An 18,518-nucleotide genomic window follows, 5' to 3' on the forward strand; every position below is an offset into this window, starting at 1 on the left:
CGTTCCTCCGTCCGCCCTGCTCGTTCGCGGTTACCTGGTCAGGAGGCGGCCGACGGCGAGGGCACCGGGACCGTGCCGCTGCCGGGCGTGAAGTCGGCCGGGATCGGCCGGCCCGGGTAGTACTGCGCCTGGAGCCGGCTCCAGGTGCCGTCCGCGATCACCTCGTCGAGGCCCTTGTTCAGCGCCTCGCGCAGCTTGTCGTTGCCCTTCGCCACCGCGTACGCGGTCGGTGCCGGGCTGAGCTGCTTCGCCGCGACCTTGATCTTGCCGTTGCTGTCGGCGGCGGACTTGTCGCCGATCTCGGCCGGGGCGATCCAGGCGTCGGCGGTGCCGGCCTTGAGCTGGTTGACGGCGCCGTTGTAGTCGGGCACGCGCACCGGGTTCAGCTTCTCCCGGGTGGCGAAGTCGTCCTGCACGGTGCCCTGGACCACCACCACCCGCTTGCCGGTGAGCTGGTCGAAGCCGGTGAGCGGGGAGCCGGCGGGAACGTCCAGGCCGAAGTAGCCGAAGTCGTAGCCGTTGCCGAAGTCCACAGTCTTCTTCCGGGCCTCGGTGATGGTGACCGACGAGCTGCCCACGTCGAACTTGCGATTGTTGACCTGGGAGAGCAGCGCGGAGAAGTCGGTGCCGACGAACTCCACCTTCAGGCCGACCTTGCCGGCGACGGCGGTGAGCAGGTCGTTGTCGAAGCCGGTGAACTTCCCGTCCTTCAGGTAGACGTTCGGCGGGGCGTCGGTGAGCGTGCCGGCCCGGATCACGCCGGGCTGGAGCAGGCCGTACGGGTTGTCGGCCTGGTCGGTGGCGCCACCGCCGCCGCAGGCGGTCAGCGCGGTGGCGGTGAGCACGGCGGCGGCGCCGAGCGCGGCGACGCGGGTCAGGGCGGTACGGATACGCACAGGAACTCTCCAGAGTGGACGGACGCGCGGCGCGCGCCGGTGCTGGCGTCGCCGGGGCGCGGCGGAGCCGGGAGGGTGGATCGGGAAAGGGCTGGAACGCTCGGTCAGCGCGCGACGCGACAGCGGTCGCTGCACACCCGCATCAGGTCGACGTGGCGGCGCTTGACCAGCAGAGGGCGGGCCTGTGCGAGGGGTGGGGCGAACATCGGGTCTCCCTGGTCGTCGGTGCTGACCTGGGTGCCAGGCCACGCTTGCGCCGACGGCTGCCGGCGCCTGGTCCTCACCCGGAGCACCCCACCGTGGTGGAGGGTTGCCGGCCAGCGAGCCGGGGCTTGACGCTGGCGCTCATGACCTGCCGAGAAGGCTAGCAGCACGGGTCCGCCGGGCGTCCAGCCGTTATGACCACCCTCACGCGCCGTGCCTTACCGGGCGGCGCCGGCGCCCGCGACGCAGAATGGCCCGATGGACTCCCGGCGGGTGACCCTGGACGATCTCGGCGCCTGGCTGATCAAGGGCAACGCGGAGCAGGTGGACCTGACCGCCCGCTTCGCCGCCGACCCCCGGGTGGGGAGTTGGTGCGTGCGGCCCGGCTACCGGGTCCGCCTGATGCGCGCCGGGCAGCCGGTGGTTTTCTGGGCCAGCGGCAGTCGAGGCCGCGCGCCGTACGGCGTGTGGGGGGTGGGGCGGGTCGCCGGAGCGCCGGTGCCGGGGGAGCCGGGTGGGCCGTGGACGCTGCCGCTGGACCTGACCATTCTCGACGAGCCGTGGCGGGTGCGCCGGGCGTTGCTCCGCGCCGATCCGGTGCTGGCCGGCGCGGAGGTGTTCCGGCAGCCGCAGGCGGCGAACCCGTCCTACCTGACCGTGGCGCAGTTCGACGCGCTGCGGGGATACCTGCCCGACTAGGGCTTGCTATGCAACAAAGTGCATAGCAAGATGGCCGGCATGTCGCTGGAGCACGCCATCCTCGTCTCGCTGCTGGAGCAACCCGCCTCCGGCTACGAGCTGGCCCGTCGCTTCGACCGCTCGATCGGCCGCTTCTGGACCGCCACCCACCAGCAGATCTACCGCGTCCTCAAGCAGATGGCCGACGACGACCGGATCACCGGCGTCCAGGTCGACCAGGAGAGCCTGCCGGACAAGAAGGTCTGGTCGGTCACCCCCACCGGCCGGGCCGCGCTGCTCGGCTGGCTGCACGCCCCGGTGCGCCCGGAGGCCGTCCGGCACGAGCTGGCCGTGAAGATCCGCGGCGCCGCGTTCGACGACGCCGCCGGGCGCGCCGCCCTGCTCGCCGAGGTCGAGCGCTACCGCGCCGACCATGAGTCCGTCCTCGCCGGCTACCTGGCCGGCGAACGCCGCGACTTCGCCGACCCCGCCGCACCGGACGCCCGGGCGGCGCTCCAGCACGTCGTGCTGCGCGGTGGCATCGCGTACGAGCGGATGGTGCTGGCCTGGCTGGACGACGTCCTGGCCACCCTCCGCGCCCTCGACCCCGACCCCGACCCGGAAAGGCCCGCGCCGTGAGCGACCCGCTGCTGTTCCACCCGCACCGCTACGACCCCGCCGACCTCGACGAGACCTCCCGTCGACTGCTGCGCGCCACCATCGACTGGTTCGAGAACCGGGGCAAGCGCGCGCTCGTCGACAGCTACCACGAGCGCGAGTGGTACGCCGACTTCCTCGACTTCGCCGCCCGGGAACGCCTGTTCGCCACGTTCCTCACCCCCGCCGGCGCCGGCGGCGACGACAAGGACAAGCGGTGGGACACCGCCCGCAACGCGGCGCTCAGCGAGATCCTCGGCTTCTACGGGCTCGGCTACTGGTACACCTGGCAGGTCACCGTGCTCGGCCTCGGCCCGGTCTGGCAGAGCGGCAACGCCGCCGCCCGGGCCCGCGCCGCCGAGCTGCTCGACCAGGGGCACGTGATGGCGTTCGGCCTCTCCGAGCGGCCGCACGGCGCCGACATCTACGCCACCGACATGCTGCTCACCCCCGACGGCGAGGGCGGGTTCCGGGCCACCGGCGGCAAGTACTACATCGGCAACGGCAACGTCGCCGGGCTGGTCTCCGTGTTCGGCCGGCGCGCCGACGTGGAGGGCCCCGAGGGCTACGTGTTCTTCGCTGCGGACAGCCGGCACCCGGCGTACCGGCTGGTCCGCAACGTGGTCAACGCCCAGATGTACGTCTCCGAGTTCCGGCTGGAGGACTACCCGGTACGCGCCGAGGACGTGCTGCACACCGGGCCGGCCGCCTTCGACGCGGCGCTGAACACCGTCAACGTCGGCAAGTTCAACCTCTGCACCGCCTCCATCGGCATCTGCGAGCACGCCATGTACGAGGCGGTCACCCACGCCCACGGCCGGGTGCTGTACGGCCGGCGGGTCACCGACTTCCCGCACGTGCGCCGTGAGCTGACCGACGCGTACGCCCGCCTGGTCGCGATGAAGCTGTTCAGCGACCGGGCGGTGGACTACTTCCGCTCGGCCGGCCCGGACGACCGCCGCTACCTGCTGTTCAACCCGATGACCAAGATGAAGGTCACCACCGAGGGTGAGAAGGTGATCGACCTGCTCTGGGACGTCATCGCCGCCAAGGGCTTCGAGGCCGACACCTACTTCGACAAGGCCGCCAAGGACATCCGCGGCCTGCCGAAGCTGGAGGGGACGGTGCACGTCAACCTGGCGCTGATCCTCAAGTTCATGCCCAACTACCTGTTCCGGCCGCAGTCGCACCCGGCGGTGCCGACCCGCCGGGACGCGGCCGACGACGAGTTCCTGTTCCGGCAGGGCCCGGCGCGGGGCCTCGGTGCGATCCGGTTCCACGACTGGCGCGCCGCCTACGACGCGTACGCCCGGGTGCCCAACGTGGCCCGGTTCCGGGAGCAGGCCGACGGCCTGGTCGCGCTGCTCGCCGCGCACGCGCCGGACGAGGCGCAGCAGCGCGACCTGGACTTCCTGCTCACCATCGGCCAGCTCTTCGCGCTGGTGGTCTACGGCCAGCTCATCCTGGAGCAGGCCGAGCCGGCCGGCCTCGACACGGACCTGCTGGACGAGATCTTCGACCTGTTGGTGCGGGACTTCTCCGGCTACGCCACCGAGTTGCACGGCAAGCCGGCCACCAGCGACGAGCAGGCCGCCTGGGCGCTCGCCCACTTGCGGCGCCCGGTCGTCGACGCCGACCGCACGGCCCGGGTGTGGCAGCGGGTGGCCGACCTGGCCGGGGCGTACGAGATGCGGCAGTGACCGGCGGAATCGGCAGGCGGGACGCCACCTACGACCGGTAGGTTGCACGGATGTTCGCGATCGCCCTGACCGACGACGCCGAGCTGCGGCCGTTGCAGCCCTGGCACGCCGACGAGTTCCTCGCCAACCTGGACCGCTGCCGGGAGCACATCGCGCCCTGGGTCGGTGCGTCGTTCGTGGCCACCGACGCCGAGTCGGCCCGCAGGGTCCTTCAGGCGTACGCCGACCGGTGGGCCCGCGACGACGGCGGGATCTGGGGCATCTGGCAGCGCGGCACGCTCGTCGGGGGAGTGCTGCTGGTGTCGCTGAGCACCGCCCGCGGGGTGTGCGAGGCCGGCTGCTGGCTGGAGGCGGAGGCCCAGGGCCAGGGCCTGGTCACCCGGGCCGCCCGGATCGTCGTCGACTGGGCGGTCCGGGAGCGCGGCATCCACCGGGTCGAGTGGGTGACGCGGGCCGGCAACGAGCGCAGCATCGCGGTCGCCCGGCGTCTCGGCATGCGCCGCGACGGGGTGCTCCGCGACGCCGCGCCGGTGCCGGAGGGCCGGGCCGACATGGAGGTCTGGTCGGTGCTGGCGCCGGAGTGGACGGCCTGAGCGACTTTCTTGTCGTACCCGGACGTCAACATGTGTCCATGGCTGTCCCCGCACTGGCCGACCGGTCCCCCCAGCCGCGCGCCCTGCCGCTGCGCGAGGTCCGCACCCGGCTCACCCAACTCGTCTCCCTGGCCGAGCTGACCGACACCGTCACCGTGGTCACCCGCGACGGCGACCCCCGCCCGATCGCCGCGATCGTGCCCGCGCCGGCCGCCCGCACCGGCGCGCAGGCCCGGGCCGATGCGGAGCGGGTGGCCGCGATCAGCGCCGGCTGGGCCCGCCGCCTGGAGGAACTGCACCGCCAGTCCGGCCGGCGACACGCCGCCGAGCTGCGCGCCCTGACCGACGCGCTCGCCGAGGCGTGGGCCGAGCTGGATCGCCGCGCCCCCGCCGGCGACCCCGCGCTCGCCCGCCTGAAGGCCGCCCACGCCGACCTCCTGCGCCGCTGACCCCACTCCGCTCCCGCCCTGCCCTCCGCGTGGCTCGGGCTTGGGTGGAACGGCATGGGTGTCTGAGCCCTGACACCCCGGCGGTCCACCCGCGAGCCGGGTGGGGCGCGATCACCGACGGAAGCCGTGGTCCGGGGAGGTGCCGTCGTGCCGCGCGCACCCCCGTGGCGCGCGGCACGACGGCCGTCCGAGCGGCGGCCCAGCGACCGCCGCGGTTCGGGCTCGGCCGTTCGACCGGGCGGACGGCTCAGGGTTCGACGGGGCCGGCCGCGGCGTCGGCGCGCAGCCCGTTCGCGGCCAGGTCGTCGGCCACGTCCAGCCCGAGACGGACGCCGCCGATGTTCCGTGCCAGGTCGACGCGGCCGTCGTCGTCCAGCGCGAACGCGTCGAACGACCAGTGCACGCCCAGGTAGACCCGACTCAGGCCGTTCTCCTCGATCATCTGCCACAACCCGTCCGGGAAGCGGCGGGCCCACCGCGGGCGCACCGTCCCGGTGTTGTCCACGCTGATCCCGTTCAGCTCGTCGGAGACGAACTCCAACCCGTCGGCGAGGCCGTCCGGGCCGTACGCGCCCCGCCCGTAGAACTGGCGCACCGACTGCAACGCCGCCGCGCCGAACGTGGCGTGCCCGGACGGGTACGCCGGGAAGTTCGGCGTCCGGTTCTTCTGCCCGACGCTGTTGGTGTTCGGCGCGCCCAACGGCAGCCAGCCGATGTCGGTGGCGGGGTCGAGCGCGGCGTCGCCGGCGGCGGTCGGGCCGAGTGAGCTGTCGTGCTCGCGGATGCCGAGGACCGGACGCCACAGGTCGTACCGGTACTTGTCCGTCCAGCAGAGGATCCCGGCGTCGGCCATCGCGACGTTGACCAGCGCGAAGAGGCGTGCGTTGCGGGCCGTGTCGTTGCCCTGCGCCCGGGCGACGGCCCGGACGATCTGGTTGTACAGCCGGGGCGGCGTGCCGATGCCCCGCGCGCCGTCGTACGCCCAGAACAGCCCGACGGCGGTCTCGGCGGCGGTCCGCTGCGGCAGCCGGTCCGGCAGCGTGCCGGCCAGGTGCGGGGCGACGCCCTTGCCGCGCACCTGGCGCAGCGCCCGCTCGTACGCCCGGTCGCCCGGGCGGGGCGGCTCGTCGAGCTGGTGGCGGGCGGTGACCGCGAAGCAGCGGGAGCGTGCGCCGTAGAACGGCGCGTGGTAGCCCTGCCCCGGGTTGTCCGGGTCGACGCGGTGGTGCTGCCGGGCCAACGACGGCACGTAGCCGTCGTCGCCCAGGTCGGGGTCGGCGGCGCGCAGCCGCAGCACCTCCTCGGCGACCCGGCGCCCCCAGGCGTGCCCGGCCGCGTCGTGCTTGCCGGCGACCAGACCCGCGGCCAGGTGACGGGCCTCGAAGAACGCCCGCTGCGCGGGATGCAGCGCGGCCAGCGCGGTCCGGGCCGCCGCGGCCACGGCGCTGTCCGGGTCGGCGTCGGCCGGCGGCTCCGGCAGCCGGTCGCCCAGCCACGGCTCGTACGCCCCGGTGAGACCGACGTACGCGTCGTGCATGGCCAGGTGGACGACGGCCAGCGCGCGGGCGCTGCCCACCGGGCCCTGGGATCGCGCCTCGGCCGCGTCACCCGTGGTGTGGGTGACCCGGTTCGCCTCCAGCGCCACCTCGTTCCAGTACAGGATCTGATCCACGATTTCCCCCGTTGCCACTCCGTTGACGAATGGTGGCGGCAATGCCGTTCCACAACGGATCCGGGTGCCGGGGAAATGCGCGCGCGTCAGTGCAGCCGGAATGACGTCCGGCTCCTGAGGTGCGAATACTGTTCCCCGTCGAGCCCCCGTCGTGAACCGGCCGCCCACCGCTGAGGTGGTCCGCCGTGCCGCTCTCGAAATGCGAATCGATGTCGGCTCATCCATAGTTGCGACGGCCTGTGCGACGGGTCAAGGCGAGACGGTGACGAATATGTCGAGTGTCGGGGAGTAATCAGTGGGCAATTCGATGCAACCGAATTGCGGGTCGGCGTACCCGCAGGTCACAGCGACGCCCGGGCGGGTCGGCCCGCCCGGGCGTCGCCGGTCGGTCAGCTCCGGCCGCGCTCGGCGCGGTAGCGGCGGATCAGCTCGGCCGTGGAGGTGTCCACCTCGGCGAGGTCCGGATCCGGCCCGGTGAGCTTCGGGGCCAGCTGGTTGGCCATCACCTTGCCCAACTCCACCCCCCACTGGTCGAAGGCGTTGATGTCCCAGACCGCGGCCTCGGTGAAGACGATGTGCTCGTAGAGCGCGATCAACTGCCCCAGCGTCGCCGGCGTGAGCTTCGGCGCCAGGATCGACGTGGTCGGGTGGTTACCGGCCATCACCCGGTGCGGCACCACCTCGGCCGCGGTGCCCTCGGCCTCCACCTGCTCCCGGGTCCGCCCGAAGGCGAGCGCGGCGGTCTGGGCGAAGAAGTTCGACATGAACAGATCGTGCATGTCGCCCAGGTCGTGGTTGGGCCGGCTGAACGCGATGAAGTCCGCCGGAATCAGCCGGGTGCCCTGGTGGATCAGCTGATAGAAGGCGTGCTGACCGTTGGTGCCGGGCTCGCCCCAGAAGATCTCCCCGGTGGGGTACGTCACCGGAAAGCCGTCGACGCGCACCGACTTGCCGTTGCTCTCCATGGTCAGCTGCTGCAGGTAGGCCGGGAACCGGTGCAGGTACTGCGCGTACGGGAGCACCGCATGGGTCTCCGCGCCGAGGAAGTCGGTGTACCAGACGTTGAGCAGGCCGAGCAGCGCCGGCAGGTTGCGCTCGACCGGCGTGGCACGGAAGTGCTCGTCGACGGCGTGATAGCCGGCCAGCATCTCGCGGAACCGGTCCGGGCCGACCGCCAGCATCACCGACAGCCCGACCGCGGACGGCAGCGAGTAGCGCCCGCCCACCCAGTCCCAGAAACCGAACATGTTCTCCGGGTCGATGCCGAAGTCGCGGACCCGCTGCTCGTTGGTGCTGACCGCGACGAAGTGCCGGGCGACGGCGTCGTCGTCGGCGTCCAGCCCGGCCAGCAGCCAGCGCCGCGCCTGGTCGGCGTTCGCCAGCGTCTCCTGCGTGGAGAACGTCTTGGAGACCACCACGAACAGCGTCGACGCCGGGTCCAGGTCGGTGGTCTTGTCGTGGATGTCGGTCGGGTCGATGTTGGACACGAACCGGCAGCTGATCCCCGCGTCTCGGTAGGCCTTCAACGCCTCGTACGCCATCACCGGGCCCAGGTCGGAGCCCCCGATGCCGATGTTGACCACGGTGGTGATCCGCTCGCCGGTGTGGCCGCGCCAGGCGCCGGAGCGCACCCGCTCGGCGAACGTCGACATCCGGTCCAGCACCGCGTGCACGTCGGCGACCACGTCCTGGCCGTCGACCGTGAGCGAGGCGTCGCGGGGCAGCCGCAGCGCCGTGTGCAGCACGGCGCGGTCCTCGGTGACGTTGATGTGCCGCCCGGCGAACATCGCCGCGATCTTCCCGGTCAGGTCGACCCGCTCGGCCAGCGCGGTGAGCAGCGCGACGGTCTCGTCGGTGACGAGGTTCTTGCTGTAGTCCACGTGCAGGTCGGCGACCTCGCCGGTGAGCCGTTCGCCCCGCTGCCCGTCGGCGGCGAAGAGTTCACGCAGGTGGGTGCCGCGCATCGCCTCGGCGTGCTTGCGCAGCGCCTGCCATTCGTCGGTGGTGGTGACGTCCACAGCCATCGGGTCGATCTTCTCCTTCACGACGGGCGGTCGGCATTCGCCGGCGACCCCACCAGCCTGCCACCCGGAGCCGCTCGTCGCGACGCGACCCGGCGTCGCCCACCCGCCGAGCACGTCCGGGGCGACACGCGGTTCCGACACCTGTTCGACACGCCCATCACTGGCTGACATCGAATTATTGCCGACAGTAGGATCCTGCTGCCTGAGCGACCGAGGAGGTGTCATGGCCGGGGTGATCCACCCGCGTTCCGCATCCGACCCGGACGAGCCGGCCGGTGAGTCGGCGCTGCCGGAGCTGGTCGACCCGCACTGGATGCACCGCGCGACCGAACTGGCCAACACCGGCTTCTGGTCGGTGGCGCGGAGGCTGCCCGAGCTGGTCCGCGAGGCGGTCAGCCTGGCCTGGTCGAGCAGCCGCCGGGACACCGCGGCGTCGCTCGGCCTCAACGTCGCCGCCGGGGTGCTCACCACGCTCGGCCTGCTCGCCACCACCGGCGTCCTCCAGCAACTCTTCGCGGCCGGTCCGACACCGACGCGGATCCGCGCGGCGCTGCCCGCGCTGGCGCTGGCCGCGGCGGCCGTCACCGCGCGCGGCGCGCTCACCGTCGCCGCCGGGTGGGCGCAGGCCCGGCTCATCCCGCAGATCAACTACACGGTCGAGCAGCGCCTGTTCGAGACGACCTCCGAGGTCGAGCTGGCGGCCTTCGACGACGCCGGCTTCGCCGAGGAGATGGACCGTGCCCGCGACCGCGGGGTGGCGGAGGCGGGATCCCTGGTCAACGACACGGTCAACCTGGTCACCGGCGTGGTCGGCGTGGTGGCGACCGCGGCGGCGGTGACCATCATCCACCCGCTGCTGCTGCCCTGTCTCCTGGTCGCCGCCGCCCCGGAGGCGGTGACGGCGGTGCGGATGGCCCGCCGGCAACGCGTCGACTGGCTCGCCCGGATCACCCGACGCCGCCGCAAGTGGATGCTGGGCGACCTGATGGCCAACCGGCACACCGCGGCCGAGATCCGCGCCTACCAGATGCGCGACTTCCTGCTCTCGGAATACCGGCTGATGACGCGCCTGGAGACCCGCGCCGAGCTGCGCCTGGCCCGCGCCCAGACGATCACCCGGGGGATCGGCCTCTCCGTCACCGGGCTCGCCACGTTCGGGCTCTACCTGGTGCTCGGTGGCCTGCTGCTCACCGGTGTGGTCGCGCTGGCCGCGGCCGCCACCGCGCTGCTCGCCCTGCAGTCCGCGCGCAGCAGCCTGCACACCGCCATCTTCGCCACCAACTCGCTCTACGAGGACGCCCTCTACTACCAGGACTACCGGGACTTCGTCGACCGGGCCCGTCGGCGGGTGCCGACCGGCGGCGACCGTCCGGTCGTCGGGTTCGACCGGATCGACCTCCACCGGGTCAGCCTGCGCTACCCGGACACCGAGGGCGCCGCCGTCGACGAGGTCAGCCTCAGCTTCCGGCGCGGCGAGGTGGTCGCTCTGGTCGGCGAGAACGGCTCCGGCAAGACCACGCTGGCCAAGCTGATCGCCGGCCTCTACCGGCCCACCGGCGGCAGCATCCGCTGGGACGGGGTGGACGCGTCCGAGCTGGACCCGCGGCAGACCGCCGCGCAGGTCGCCGTGATGAGCCAGGAATGGTGGAAGTTCCCGTTCACCGCCGGGCAGAACATCCGCGTCGGCCGCCACGACCGGTCGGGGCCGGGCGGCCCCAGCGTGGAGGCCGCCGCGCGCGACGCCGCCGCGCACGACATGATCAGTGAGCTGCCGTTCGGGTACGACACCCTGCTGGACCGGCAGTTCAAGAACGGCCAGGACCTGTCCGGCGGGCAGTGGCAGCGGCTGGTGGCCGCGCGTGGCCTCTACCGCGACGCCCGGCTGCTGATCTGCGACGAGCCCTCCGCGGCACTGGACGCGCGCGCCGAGCACGCCCTCTTCGCGCACCTGCGCCGACACCCGGACCGGGCCGTCGTGCTGATCACCCACCGGCTCGCGAACGTCCGGCACGCCGACCGGATCTTCGTCATGGACCACGGCCGGCTGGTGCAGTCCGGCGACCACGAGACGCTGATGGCCACCGACGGGCTCTACCGGGAGCTGTTCGAGTTGCAGGCGTCCGGCTACCTGGCCGGCGCCGGCGGGCCGGCCGCCGACCGTTGACCTCCAGCGCACTCGAACCCCTACCGTGACCGGACCGGCCGCCGCCCGGTCAGCGCGGCGTCACACCCTGGAGTTCCCATGCGCTACCGCGTCCTCGGCGGCACCGGCATCGAGGCCAGCGTCCACTGTCTCGGCACCATGATGTTCGGCGCGGTCGGCAACCCCGACCACGACGACTGCGTACGGATCGTGCACGCGGCGCTGGACCGCGGCGTCAACGTCGTGGACACCGCCGACATGTACTCGGCGGGGGAGTCCGAGGTGATCGTCGGCAAGGCGCTGCGCGGCCGGCGTGACGACGTGGTGCTCGCCACCAAGGTGCACTTCCCGATGGGCGAGGGCCCCAACCGGGGCGGCAACTCGCGGCGCTGGATCGTCCGCGAGGTCGAGGAGAGCCTGCGCCGGCTGGGCACCGACTGGATCGACCTCTACCAGGTCCACCGGCCCGACCACACCACCGACGTCGAGGAGACGCTCGGCGCGCTCACCGACCTGGTCCGGGCCGGCAAGATCCGCGCGTTCGGCTGCTCGACCTTCCCGGCCGACGAGATCGTGGAGGCGCAGCACGTCGCCGAACGACGGGCGCTCGGCCGGTTCCGCACCGAGCAGCCGCCGTACTCGATCCTGGCGCGCGGGATCGAGACGTCGGTGCTGCCGGTCTGCCGCCGCTACCGGATGGGCGTGCTGGTCTGGAGCCCGCTGGCCGCCGGCTTCCTGTCCGGGCGCTACCGGCGGGACCGGCCGGTCGACCTCACCGCCGGCCGGCCGGCGCTCACCCCGGCCCGGTTCGACCCGGCGCTGCCCGGCAACGCCGCGAAGTACGCCGCCGTCGAGGACCTGGCGGCGCTCGCCGACGACGTCGGTTGCACGCTGCCGCAACTGGCCGTGGCGTTCACCGCGGCGCATCCGGCGGTCACCTCCACGATCATCGGGCCGCGCACCATGGACCAACTGGACGCGCTGCTCGCCGGCGCGACGCTGACGCTCGACGACGCGGTGCTCGACCGGATCGACGAGATCGTGCCGCCGGGGGTCAACCTCTACCAGCCGGACGGGGCGTGGTCCCCGCCGACGCTTACCGATCCCGCGCAGCGCCGCCGCCCACTGCCGGAGCGCGCCGCCGCCTGACCCGCGGTGCTCGTCCTCGCGGTGCCCGTCCTCGCGGTGCTGGTGCTCGCGTGCTCGTTCTCGGGATGCCCACTTCGTCGGGCCTGCCGGCAGGCCCGACGGCACCCATCTCGAAGTCCCTGCGCATCGGCGCAGCGCCGCTAGGGCCGTCGCCCAGAGATCTTGGTACGAAATGGCCCCCATAGGGGCACTTTCCTACCAAGATCTACGTCGATCCTGTCGTGTGGTCTATCGATCTCACATGGTGGGGGCATGTGGTCGGCGGTGGGTCGGGGGCAGGGAATGCGGGCGGCGAGATGCGGCTGGTTGCTGGGGACGGCAGGTTGGGGCAGGATCGCCGGAATGCTCCGTCGCCGCCCTCGCCGCGCCGCCGTCGTCGCCGTGCTGGCCCTGCTCACCGCCGGTTGCTCCGCGTCCGAGGTCGACCCGGTCGCGTCCGGGGCCACCGCCGTACCCGACGTCGCCGCCACCGCTCGTGGTGCCTCGTCCGGGTCCTCGAGTGCCACGCCGGGCGCGCCGTCTGCCGCGGGCGCGCCGGCACCGGCCGCCCGGGCCGGGATCGGCGCCCGGCCGAACGCTCCGGCCCGGGCGTGCACCGTCTTCCCGGCCGACAACGTCTGGCACGCCGACGTCTCCCGGCTGCCGGTGCACTCCCGCTCGGGCGCGATGGTCGGCGCGATCGGGGCCGGCGCGAACGTGCACGCCGACTTCGGCTCCGGGCAGTGGGAGGGCGCACCGATCGGCATCCCGGTCACCGTCGTCCCGGCCGGGCAGCGGAAGGTCCCGGTCACCTTCGGGTACGCCGACGAGAGTGACCCGGGGCCGTACCCGATCCCGGCCGACGCGAAGGTGGAGGGCGGCCCGTCCGGCACCGGCGACCGGCACGTGATCGTCTGGGACCGGGCCGCCTGCCGGGCGTACGAGCTGTTCGACGCGCACCGCTCCGGCAGCGGCTGGCGGGCCGGCTCGGGTGCGGTCTTCGACCTGCGATCGAACCGGATGCGCCGGGCGGGCTGGACCTCCGCCGACGCGGCCGGGCTGTCGGTGCTGGCCGGGCTGGTCCGCTACGACGAGGTGGCGGCCGGCCGGATCGACCACGCGATCCGGGTGACCGTGCCGCGTACCCGCACCGGCTGGACGTGGCCGGCCAGCCACTCCGCCTCGTCGGCCACCGATCCGGCGCTGCCGCAGCTCGGCCAGCGGCTGCGGCTCAAGCGTTCGGTCGACCTGTCCGGGCTGCCCCGGCAGGCTCGGATCGTGGCCGAGGCGATGCGGACCCACGGGATGATCGTGGCCGACCACGGCTCGGCCTGGTTCATCTCCGGCGCCCCGGATCCGCGCTGGGACAACGACGCGTTGCACGCCCTGGACCGCCTGCGCGGAAGCGACTTCGAGGTGGTGGACGCCACCGGCCTGATGGTCGACCCGAAGTCGGCCGGCACCCGCTGACCGGGCCGCGCCGGCCCGGTGGGGCCGCACGGGGAACCCGGTCGACGCGACCGGGCCGGGCGTCCACACTGTCCGGATGGAACACCGTGACCTGGTCCGGGTGAGCAAGCGGATGTCGCTGGCGTTGCGCCACCGTCCGGACCGGTTCGGCCTGACCCTCGACGGGGCGGGCTGGGTGCCGGTGGCCGATCTGCTCGCCGCGATGCGGATCGGCCGCGCCGAGCTGGACGCCGTGGTGGCCGGCAACGACAAGCAGCGTTTCGCCGTCGAGCCCGGCCCGGACGGGGTCGACCGCATCCGCGCCAGCCAGGGGCACTCGGTTCCGGTCGACCTCGGGCTGACCCCGGCCGTGCCGCCGGGGCGGCTCTTCCACGGCACCGCCGAGGACGTGCTGCCCGCCATCCGGGCGCAGGGGCTGCGCCGGGGGCGCCGGCACCACGTACACCTGTCGCCGGACGTGGCGACGGCCCGGCGGGTCGGCGCGCGCCGCGGCGGAGCGGTGGTGGTCCTTTCGGTCGACGCCGCCGCGATGGCGGCCAACGGCTACCTGTTCTACCGGTCCGCGAACGGGGTGTGGCTGACCGACACCGTCCCGCCGGCCTATCTGAGCGTCAGCACGCCGTGACCGGGTGCGCCACCACGGCGTCGAAGAGGTACGCGAGCGTGTTCGGGGCGGCCCGGTCGGGCTGGCCGGCGCCGGTGCGGTCGGTGGCGCGGGCGCGCAGCGTGTGCCGGCCGACCGCCGGCGGGCGCCAGCGGACGGTCCAGCGCTGCCAGGGGCCGCCCCGGTCGGCGGCGATCAGGTCGGCCGGGCGCCACCCGTCGCCGGTGTCCACCTCGACCCGTTCGATCGGGCCGTTGCCGGACCAGGAGCGGCCGCGCAGCAGCAGCTCCTCGCCGGCCGGCACCCGGGCGTCCCAGGCCAGCTCGAACGCGCTCTTCACCGGCTGCGCGCCGAGCACCGTGCCGTCGGCCGGGTGGCCGGGCCCGAACAGGCGGTAGAACTGGGTGTTCCACGGCGAGAACAGGGGGGTGGTGGAGACCTCGACCGGACCCACCCATTTGATCGAGGAGATGCCGATCCAGCCCGGCACCACCACCCGCACCGGGAAGCCGTGGTCGGCGGGCAGCGGCTCGCCGTTCATCTCGTACGCCAGCAGCACGTCGTCGAGCGCCTTGGCGATCGGCAGCGGCCGGCGGACCCGGCCCAGGTCGACCCCGCCGGTGACGTAGTCCGGGTCGAGGCCCTCGGGCATCACGTCGACCGCGTCGCCGCGCAGGCCGGCCCGGCGAAGCACGGTGCCCAGCCGGACGCCGCGCCAGCGGGCCACGCCCACGCCGCCCAGCCCCCAGGCCACTCCAGGGGCGGCCACACCCTGCTGCTCGGCGAAGAACCGACGCCCGTTGCCGGCGCACTCGACAAGCGCGGCGCTCTCCTCGGCGGGCAGCCGGCGCAACTCGTCGAGGCTGAACTCCACCGGGGCGGACCGGGTGGGCGCGCCGCGCAGCCCGTCGCCGAAGAGGCGCAGTCGCCAGGTGTCCGGGTCCAGGTGCGGGGTGACGGTGTGGTTGCGGACGAAGAAGCGGTCGTTCGGCACCACGTGGCCCTGACCGGCCATCGCCGGCCAGCGCATCTCGGCGTTGCTGCCCAGCGGGCGCAGCAGCTCCGGCGGCAGCGGCTTGGCGATCGGCGGGTCGACGCCGACCGGGGCGGAGGCCATCGCGACCGGTTCGCGTTCCGCGGCGGCGGCGGTGACCGCGGCCATCGCGGCGCCCAGCTCCCGCAGCCGGGTGCGGTCGACGCCCGCGCCGCGCGCCTCACCGGCGAGCCACTGCCGGCTCCGCTCGGCGTCGTGGACGGCTTCGGCGGGGGACGGGACACGGCCCATGGGAGACCTCCGGGGTTCGGCGACGCTGCCTTTCCCTATTCAACCAGTAGGACTAGGTGGCGACGAGCAGGGTCACCACGCCGGCCGCCACCAGCACGCCGGCCCAGAGCCGGTCGACGTTGAACCAGGCACGGCGCAGCACGCCGACGCCGAGCACCTCGTACACCAGCAGCGCGACGACCACCGCGACGCCGAGCATGGCGGCGGTGTGCACGGCCGCCGCGGCCAGCCCGGTCAGCGCGCCGGCCGGCGCCGCGGCCAGGTGCCCGGCATGGCGACCACCGCCGGCCGCCGGCTCGGCGAGCAGCACCGGCAGCAGCATCAGGCCCGCGCCGTGCGCCGCCGACATCAGGAAGGACCAGGCGGCGAGCTGGGCCGCCGACAGTCGCATGCCGGCCCAGCGGAAGTGCCGCTCGGACAGCAGCCGCCACAGCCCGAACCCGACCAGCAGCACCCCGCCGGTGACCGCGACCACGGTGCCGGCGGTCACCGACCGGGTGGCGCTGACCAGCGCGGCGACCACCGCCACCGACGCCAGGTGACCGGCGGCGATCGGCGGCAGCGCGGCCAGCAGCGCGCCCCGCCTCCGCTCCTGGAGGCCCCGGGCCACCGCGAAGAGCCAGCCCATCGCCGGGTTCAGGCCGTGGAACGCGCCGAGGCCGACGAGCGCCGCCCAGGTCGCGCCGGTCACGGGAAGCAGTACGAGTCGGACGAGGCGTCCCCGCCCTGCAACCGGATCTGGTGCGCCCGCCGGCCCCGGAACTCGTCGCCGCGCGGGAAGAAACGCGGGTCCGGGACGAGGCCGCCGTGCTCCTCATCGACGTCCAGCTTCGCCACCCAGGCGCCCACGCCGTCGGGATAGAACTGGTCGTCCCAGGCGCCGTAGAGCGAGTTGCTGACGTAGACGCGGCGGCCGTCGCGGCTGATCTCCACCATCTGCGGGCCGCCGGCGAGCGGCTCGTCGGGGAACGCCGGGTGCGGGGTGCGGTGCACGATGCCGCCGAGGCGCACCGAGCCGACCCGCACCGGGTGGAACGGGTCGCTGACGTCGTAGCGGATCAGCTCGCCGGTGCCCCAGCAGGAGACGTGCAGGAACCGGTCGTCCACCGACAGGTCGATGTCGGTGACCAGCGGCGGCACCGCGCCGAACGGCTTGAGCAGCTCCGGCAGGTCGGCCGGGTCGGCCGGCTCGGCCGGGATGTCGATCACCCTGGTCACCGCCCAGGCGTCGCCGTCGCGGTGCCACAGCCACACCGAGGCGGACAGGTCCTCGACGCTGATCACCACGCCGACGAAGCCGTACGACTTCGTCGGGTCGTGCGCGGGGCGCAGCTCCAGCGCCATCTGGTGGGCGTCGCCGAGGTCGACGCGCTGCACGTGGCGGCGTTTCGCCAGGTCCCAGAAGTGCAGCGCGTGCCCGTAGCGGCGGCCCAGCAGCAGCTCCCCGACGATGCCGTCCTCGATCATCGACGGCGTGCCCCACTCGCTGGTGACCAGCACGTCCTGGGTGTAGTGCCACCAGAAGTCGTACGCCAGGAACTGCGGTCCCCGGTCGGCCTCCCACGCCCCGCGTACCTCGAACGTGGTGTGGTCGAGCACGGCGATGCCGCCGGGGCCCTCCTGGCCGTCGGCGCCGCCGAGCGCGGAGACGTAGATGCCGTCCGGCCCGCAGTGCACGGTGTGCGGGCGGGAGTAGCCGGCGCGCTTCCCCAACTCCTCCGCCTCGATCACCTTGACCAGTGCGGGGCGGCGCGGGTCGGGCTTGGTGTCCAGCACGTGGATCCGGGACGAGCGCAGCCCGGGCACGATCAGGTAGCGGCGCTCCACGTGCGGGTGCGGCGCGGTCGGGCAGAGCGCGCTGCTGCACGCGTTCCAGCCGAAGTGGTGCACCTCGTCGCCGGTGTGCGGCAGCTCGGTCCAGCCCACCACCCGGCCGTACGTGTCGGAGTCCGGGTCGGTGTCCAGCACCGCGATGGCGTCCGGTTGCTGCCCGGCGCGGTCGAACGCGGCGACGTACGCCAGCTTCTCGGCCGGCGCTTCCCCGGCGAGGGTGGGGGAGGGATAGAACGTCGGGTCGGGGGTCCAGCGGGTCATCGGGTCTCCCTGGGGGTCAGGCGGTGGGCACGCCGAGGCGGTCGAGCAGCCGGCGCCGCAGCGCGCCGAAGGCCGGCTCGTCGGGGCTGCGGGTCGGGCCGAGATCGACCGGGATCTCCTCCGCGATGATGCCACCGTCGAGCAGCAGGACGCGGTCGGCGAGCAGCAGCGCCTCCTCCACGTCGTGGGTGACCAGCAGCGCGGCGAACCCGTGCTGGGCGCGTAGCCGGCGCAGCATCATCCTCTCCGGGCACCCGCACCTGGAGGAGGCGTACCGGTTCGGCGAGGGCGTGCTGCCGATCCTGCGCCGACGCGGCCTGTGGCGGCACCCGGCGGGCGACCAGGCCGCCGAGGCGCCGGCGAGCGTGCCGTTCTCCCCCCGGCCGGTGCCGGCCCGGGCCTGACGGTCAGCTCGGGCGCTGCCCGGCGAGGAAGTCGGCGAGCACCCGGGTGTGCGTGGAGAACGCCAGCTCGACCGGCTCGGTGAGCACCAGCCACTCGGTGGCCTCCTCGGTCGGCGCGGACGGCGGCAGGTCACCGGCCGGCCGCTCCGGCAGCACCCCGAAGACCATCATGGTGCCGCCGGCCGGCGCACCGTGCACCGCGAACAGCCGCGCCTCTTCGGCCTCGGCGAGCAGCCCGGTCTCCTCCCGCAGCTCCCGCACCAGCGCCTCGGACCACTCCTCGCCGTACTCGACGAAGCCGCCCGGCAGCGCCAGCTCGCCGCGGGCCGGCTCGATGTCGCGGCGCACCGCCACCACGCCGAGGCCTTCGGGCGTACGGACCGGCAGCACCGCCACCGCAACGGGCAGCGGGTTGCGCCACACCGTCTCGCCGCAGGTCGGGCAGACGCGCGGCCACCCGGCGCCCGCCGGGTAGGCCGCGCCGCAGAAGGAGCAGTGCGAGTACGCGGTCACGCGG

17 protein-coding genes, 1 pseudogene and 1 riboswitch are annotated in these 18,518 nt (G+C 73.8%); of the genes and pseudogenes, 10 read left to right on the plus strand and 8 right to left on the minus strand.

The genetic code is table 11. The features are described from left to right. Positions 1–38 precede the first annotated feature (38 nt). On the minus strand, positions 39–896 hold the full coding sequence (locus O7598_RS11720; RefSeq protein ID WP_269691351.1) for an ABC transporter substrate-binding protein: 858 nt from the start codon (positions 894–896) through the stop codon (positions 39–41). Positions 897–1,138: 242 nt separating this feature from the next. Then, positions 1,139–1,249, minus strand: a riboswitch (SAM riboswitch). Between the two features lie 109 nt (positions 1,250–1,358). Here O7598_RS11720 and O7598_RS11725 point away from each other — a divergent pair. The 5 genes from O7598_RS11725 to O7598_RS11745 are packed head-to-tail and all read left to right on the plus strand — an operon-like array spanning position 1,359 to position 5,177. After that, on the plus strand, positions 1,359–1,799 hold the full coding sequence (locus O7598_RS11725) for a hypothetical protein (RefSeq protein ID WP_269691352.1): 441 nt from the start codon (positions 1,359–1,361) through the stop codon (positions 1,797–1,799). Between the two features lie 39 nt (positions 1,800–1,838). Next, on the plus strand, positions 1,839–2,417 hold the full coding sequence (locus O7598_RS11730; protein ID WP_269691353.1) for a PadR family transcriptional regulator: 579 nt from the start codon (positions 1,839–1,841) through the stop codon (positions 2,415–2,417). After that, positions 2,414–4,135: an acyl-CoA dehydrogenase family protein gene (locus tag O7598_RS11735; protein WP_269691354.1), complete on the plus strand. Its 1,722-nt coding sequence runs from the start codon at positions 2,414–2,416 to the stop codon at positions 4,133–4,135. Before O7598_RS11730 ends, O7598_RS11735 begins: the two co-directional genes overlap by 4 nt. Before the next feature lie 50 nt (positions 4,136–4,185). Continuing rightward, a complete protein-coding gene (locus tag O7598_RS11740) occupies positions 4,186–4,728 on the plus strand; it encodes a GNAT family N-acetyltransferase (RefSeq protein ID WP_091055706.1) in 543 nt (180 codons plus the stop codon). A 38-nt stretch (positions 4,729–4,766) separates the two neighbouring features. Then, a complete protein-coding gene (locus O7598_RS11745) occupies positions 4,767–5,177 on the plus strand; it encodes a type II toxin-antitoxin system Phd/YefM family antitoxin (RefSeq protein WP_269691355.1) in 411 nt (136 codons plus the stop codon). A gap of 247 nt (positions 5,178–5,424) precedes the next feature. Here O7598_RS11745 and O7598_RS11750 read toward each other — a convergent pair whose 3' ends face one another. Both O7598_RS11750 and pgi read right to left on the minus strand, forming a co-directional pair. After that, positions 5,425–6,849, minus strand: coding sequence for a vanadium-dependent haloperoxidase (locus tag O7598_RS11750; RefSeq protein ID WP_269691356.1), 1,425 nt, complete (start codon positions 6,847–6,849; stop codon positions 5,425–5,427). 389 nt (positions 6,850–7,238) lie between these two features. Next, complete coding sequence (gene pgi / locus O7598_RS11755) at positions 7,239–8,873, minus strand: glucose-6-phosphate isomerase (protein ID WP_269691357.1); 1,635 nt, start codon at positions 8,871–8,873, stop codon at positions 7,239–7,241. Between the two features lie 223 nt (positions 8,874–9,096). On the opposite strand from pgi, the gene O7598_RS11760 reads away from it, so the two are divergent. From O7598_RS11760 to O7598_RS11775, 4 genes are all read left to right on the plus strand, one after another. Further along, positions 9,097–11,037, plus strand: a complete 1,941-nt coding sequence (locus O7598_RS11760) for an ATP-binding cassette domain-containing protein (protein ID WP_269691358.1) — start codon at positions 9,097–9,099, stop codon at positions 11,035–11,037. A 78-nt stretch (positions 11,038–11,115) separates the two neighbouring features. Next, complete coding sequence (locus O7598_RS11765; protein WP_269691359.1) at positions 11,116–12,165, plus strand: aldo/keto reductase; 1,050 nt, start codon at positions 11,116–11,118, stop codon at positions 12,163–12,165. Between the two features lie 342 nt (positions 12,166–12,507). Continuing rightward, positions 12,508–13,614 carry a hypothetical protein gene (locus O7598_RS11770; RefSeq protein WP_269691360.1) on the plus strand — a complete coding sequence of 369 codons (1,107 nt, stop codon included), beginning with the start codon at positions 12,508–12,510 and terminating at the stop codon, positions 13,612–13,614. A gap of 76 nt (positions 13,615–13,690) precedes the next feature. Continuing rightward, positions 13,691–14,239, plus strand: a complete 549-nt coding sequence (locus O7598_RS11775) for an RNA 2'-phosphotransferase (protein WP_269691361.1) — start codon at positions 13,691–13,693, stop codon at positions 14,237–14,239. Here O7598_RS11775 and O7598_RS11780 read toward each other — a convergent pair. The 4 genes from O7598_RS11780 to O7598_RS11795 are packed head-to-tail and all read right to left on the minus strand — an operon-like array spanning position 14,226 to position 17,778. Next, positions 14,226–15,503 (minus strand): sulfite oxidase, encoded by a 1,278-nt coding sequence (locus O7598_RS11780; protein ID WP_269691362.1) that lies wholly within the window; start codon positions 15,501–15,503, stop codon positions 14,226–14,228. The two genes, O7598_RS11775 and O7598_RS11780, sit on opposite strands and share 14 nt — an antisense overlap. Positions 15,504–15,555: 52 nt before the next feature. Continuing rightward, a complete protein-coding gene (locus tag O7598_RS11785; protein WP_269691363.1) occupies positions 15,556–16,194 on the minus strand; it encodes a hypothetical protein in 639 nt (212 codons plus the stop codon). Further along, the gene (locus O7598_RS11790) at positions 16,191–17,597 is read right to left on the minus strand and encodes a selenium-binding family protein (protein ID WP_269691364.1); all 1,407 of its coding nucleotides are present in this window, start codon (positions 17,595–17,597) and stop codon (positions 16,191–16,193) included. The genes O7598_RS11785 and O7598_RS11790 overlap by 4 nt, the downstream gene beginning before the upstream one ends. Positions 17,598–17,613: 16 nt before the next feature. Beyond that, entirely contained in the window at positions 17,614–17,778 is a 165-nt protein-coding gene (locus O7598_RS11795; RefSeq protein WP_269691365.1) for a hypothetical protein, read from the minus strand. Between the two features lie 58 nt (positions 17,779–17,836). Here O7598_RS11795 and O7598_RS11800 point away from each other — a divergent pair. Further along, a pseudogene (locus O7598_RS11800) lies at positions 17,837–18,001 on the plus strand (LLM class flavin-dependent oxidoreductase); the annotation flags it as partial. Between the two features lie 3 nt (positions 18,002–18,004). Here the strand turns inward: O7598_RS11800 and O7598_RS11805 are convergent. Continuing rightward, the gene (locus O7598_RS11805) at positions 18,005–18,514 is read right to left on the minus strand and encodes an NUDIX domain-containing protein (protein WP_269691366.1); all 510 of its coding nucleotides are present in this window, start codon (positions 18,512–18,514) and stop codon (positions 18,005–18,007) included. Between the last annotated feature and the right edge of the window lie 4 nt (positions 18,515–18,518).

Origin of the sequence: Micromonospora sp. WMMC241 (assembly GCF_027460165.1) — a bacterium.
Taxonomy (GTDB): Bacteria; Actinomycetota; Actinomycetes; order Mycobacteriales; family Micromonosporaceae; genus Micromonospora; species Micromonospora humi.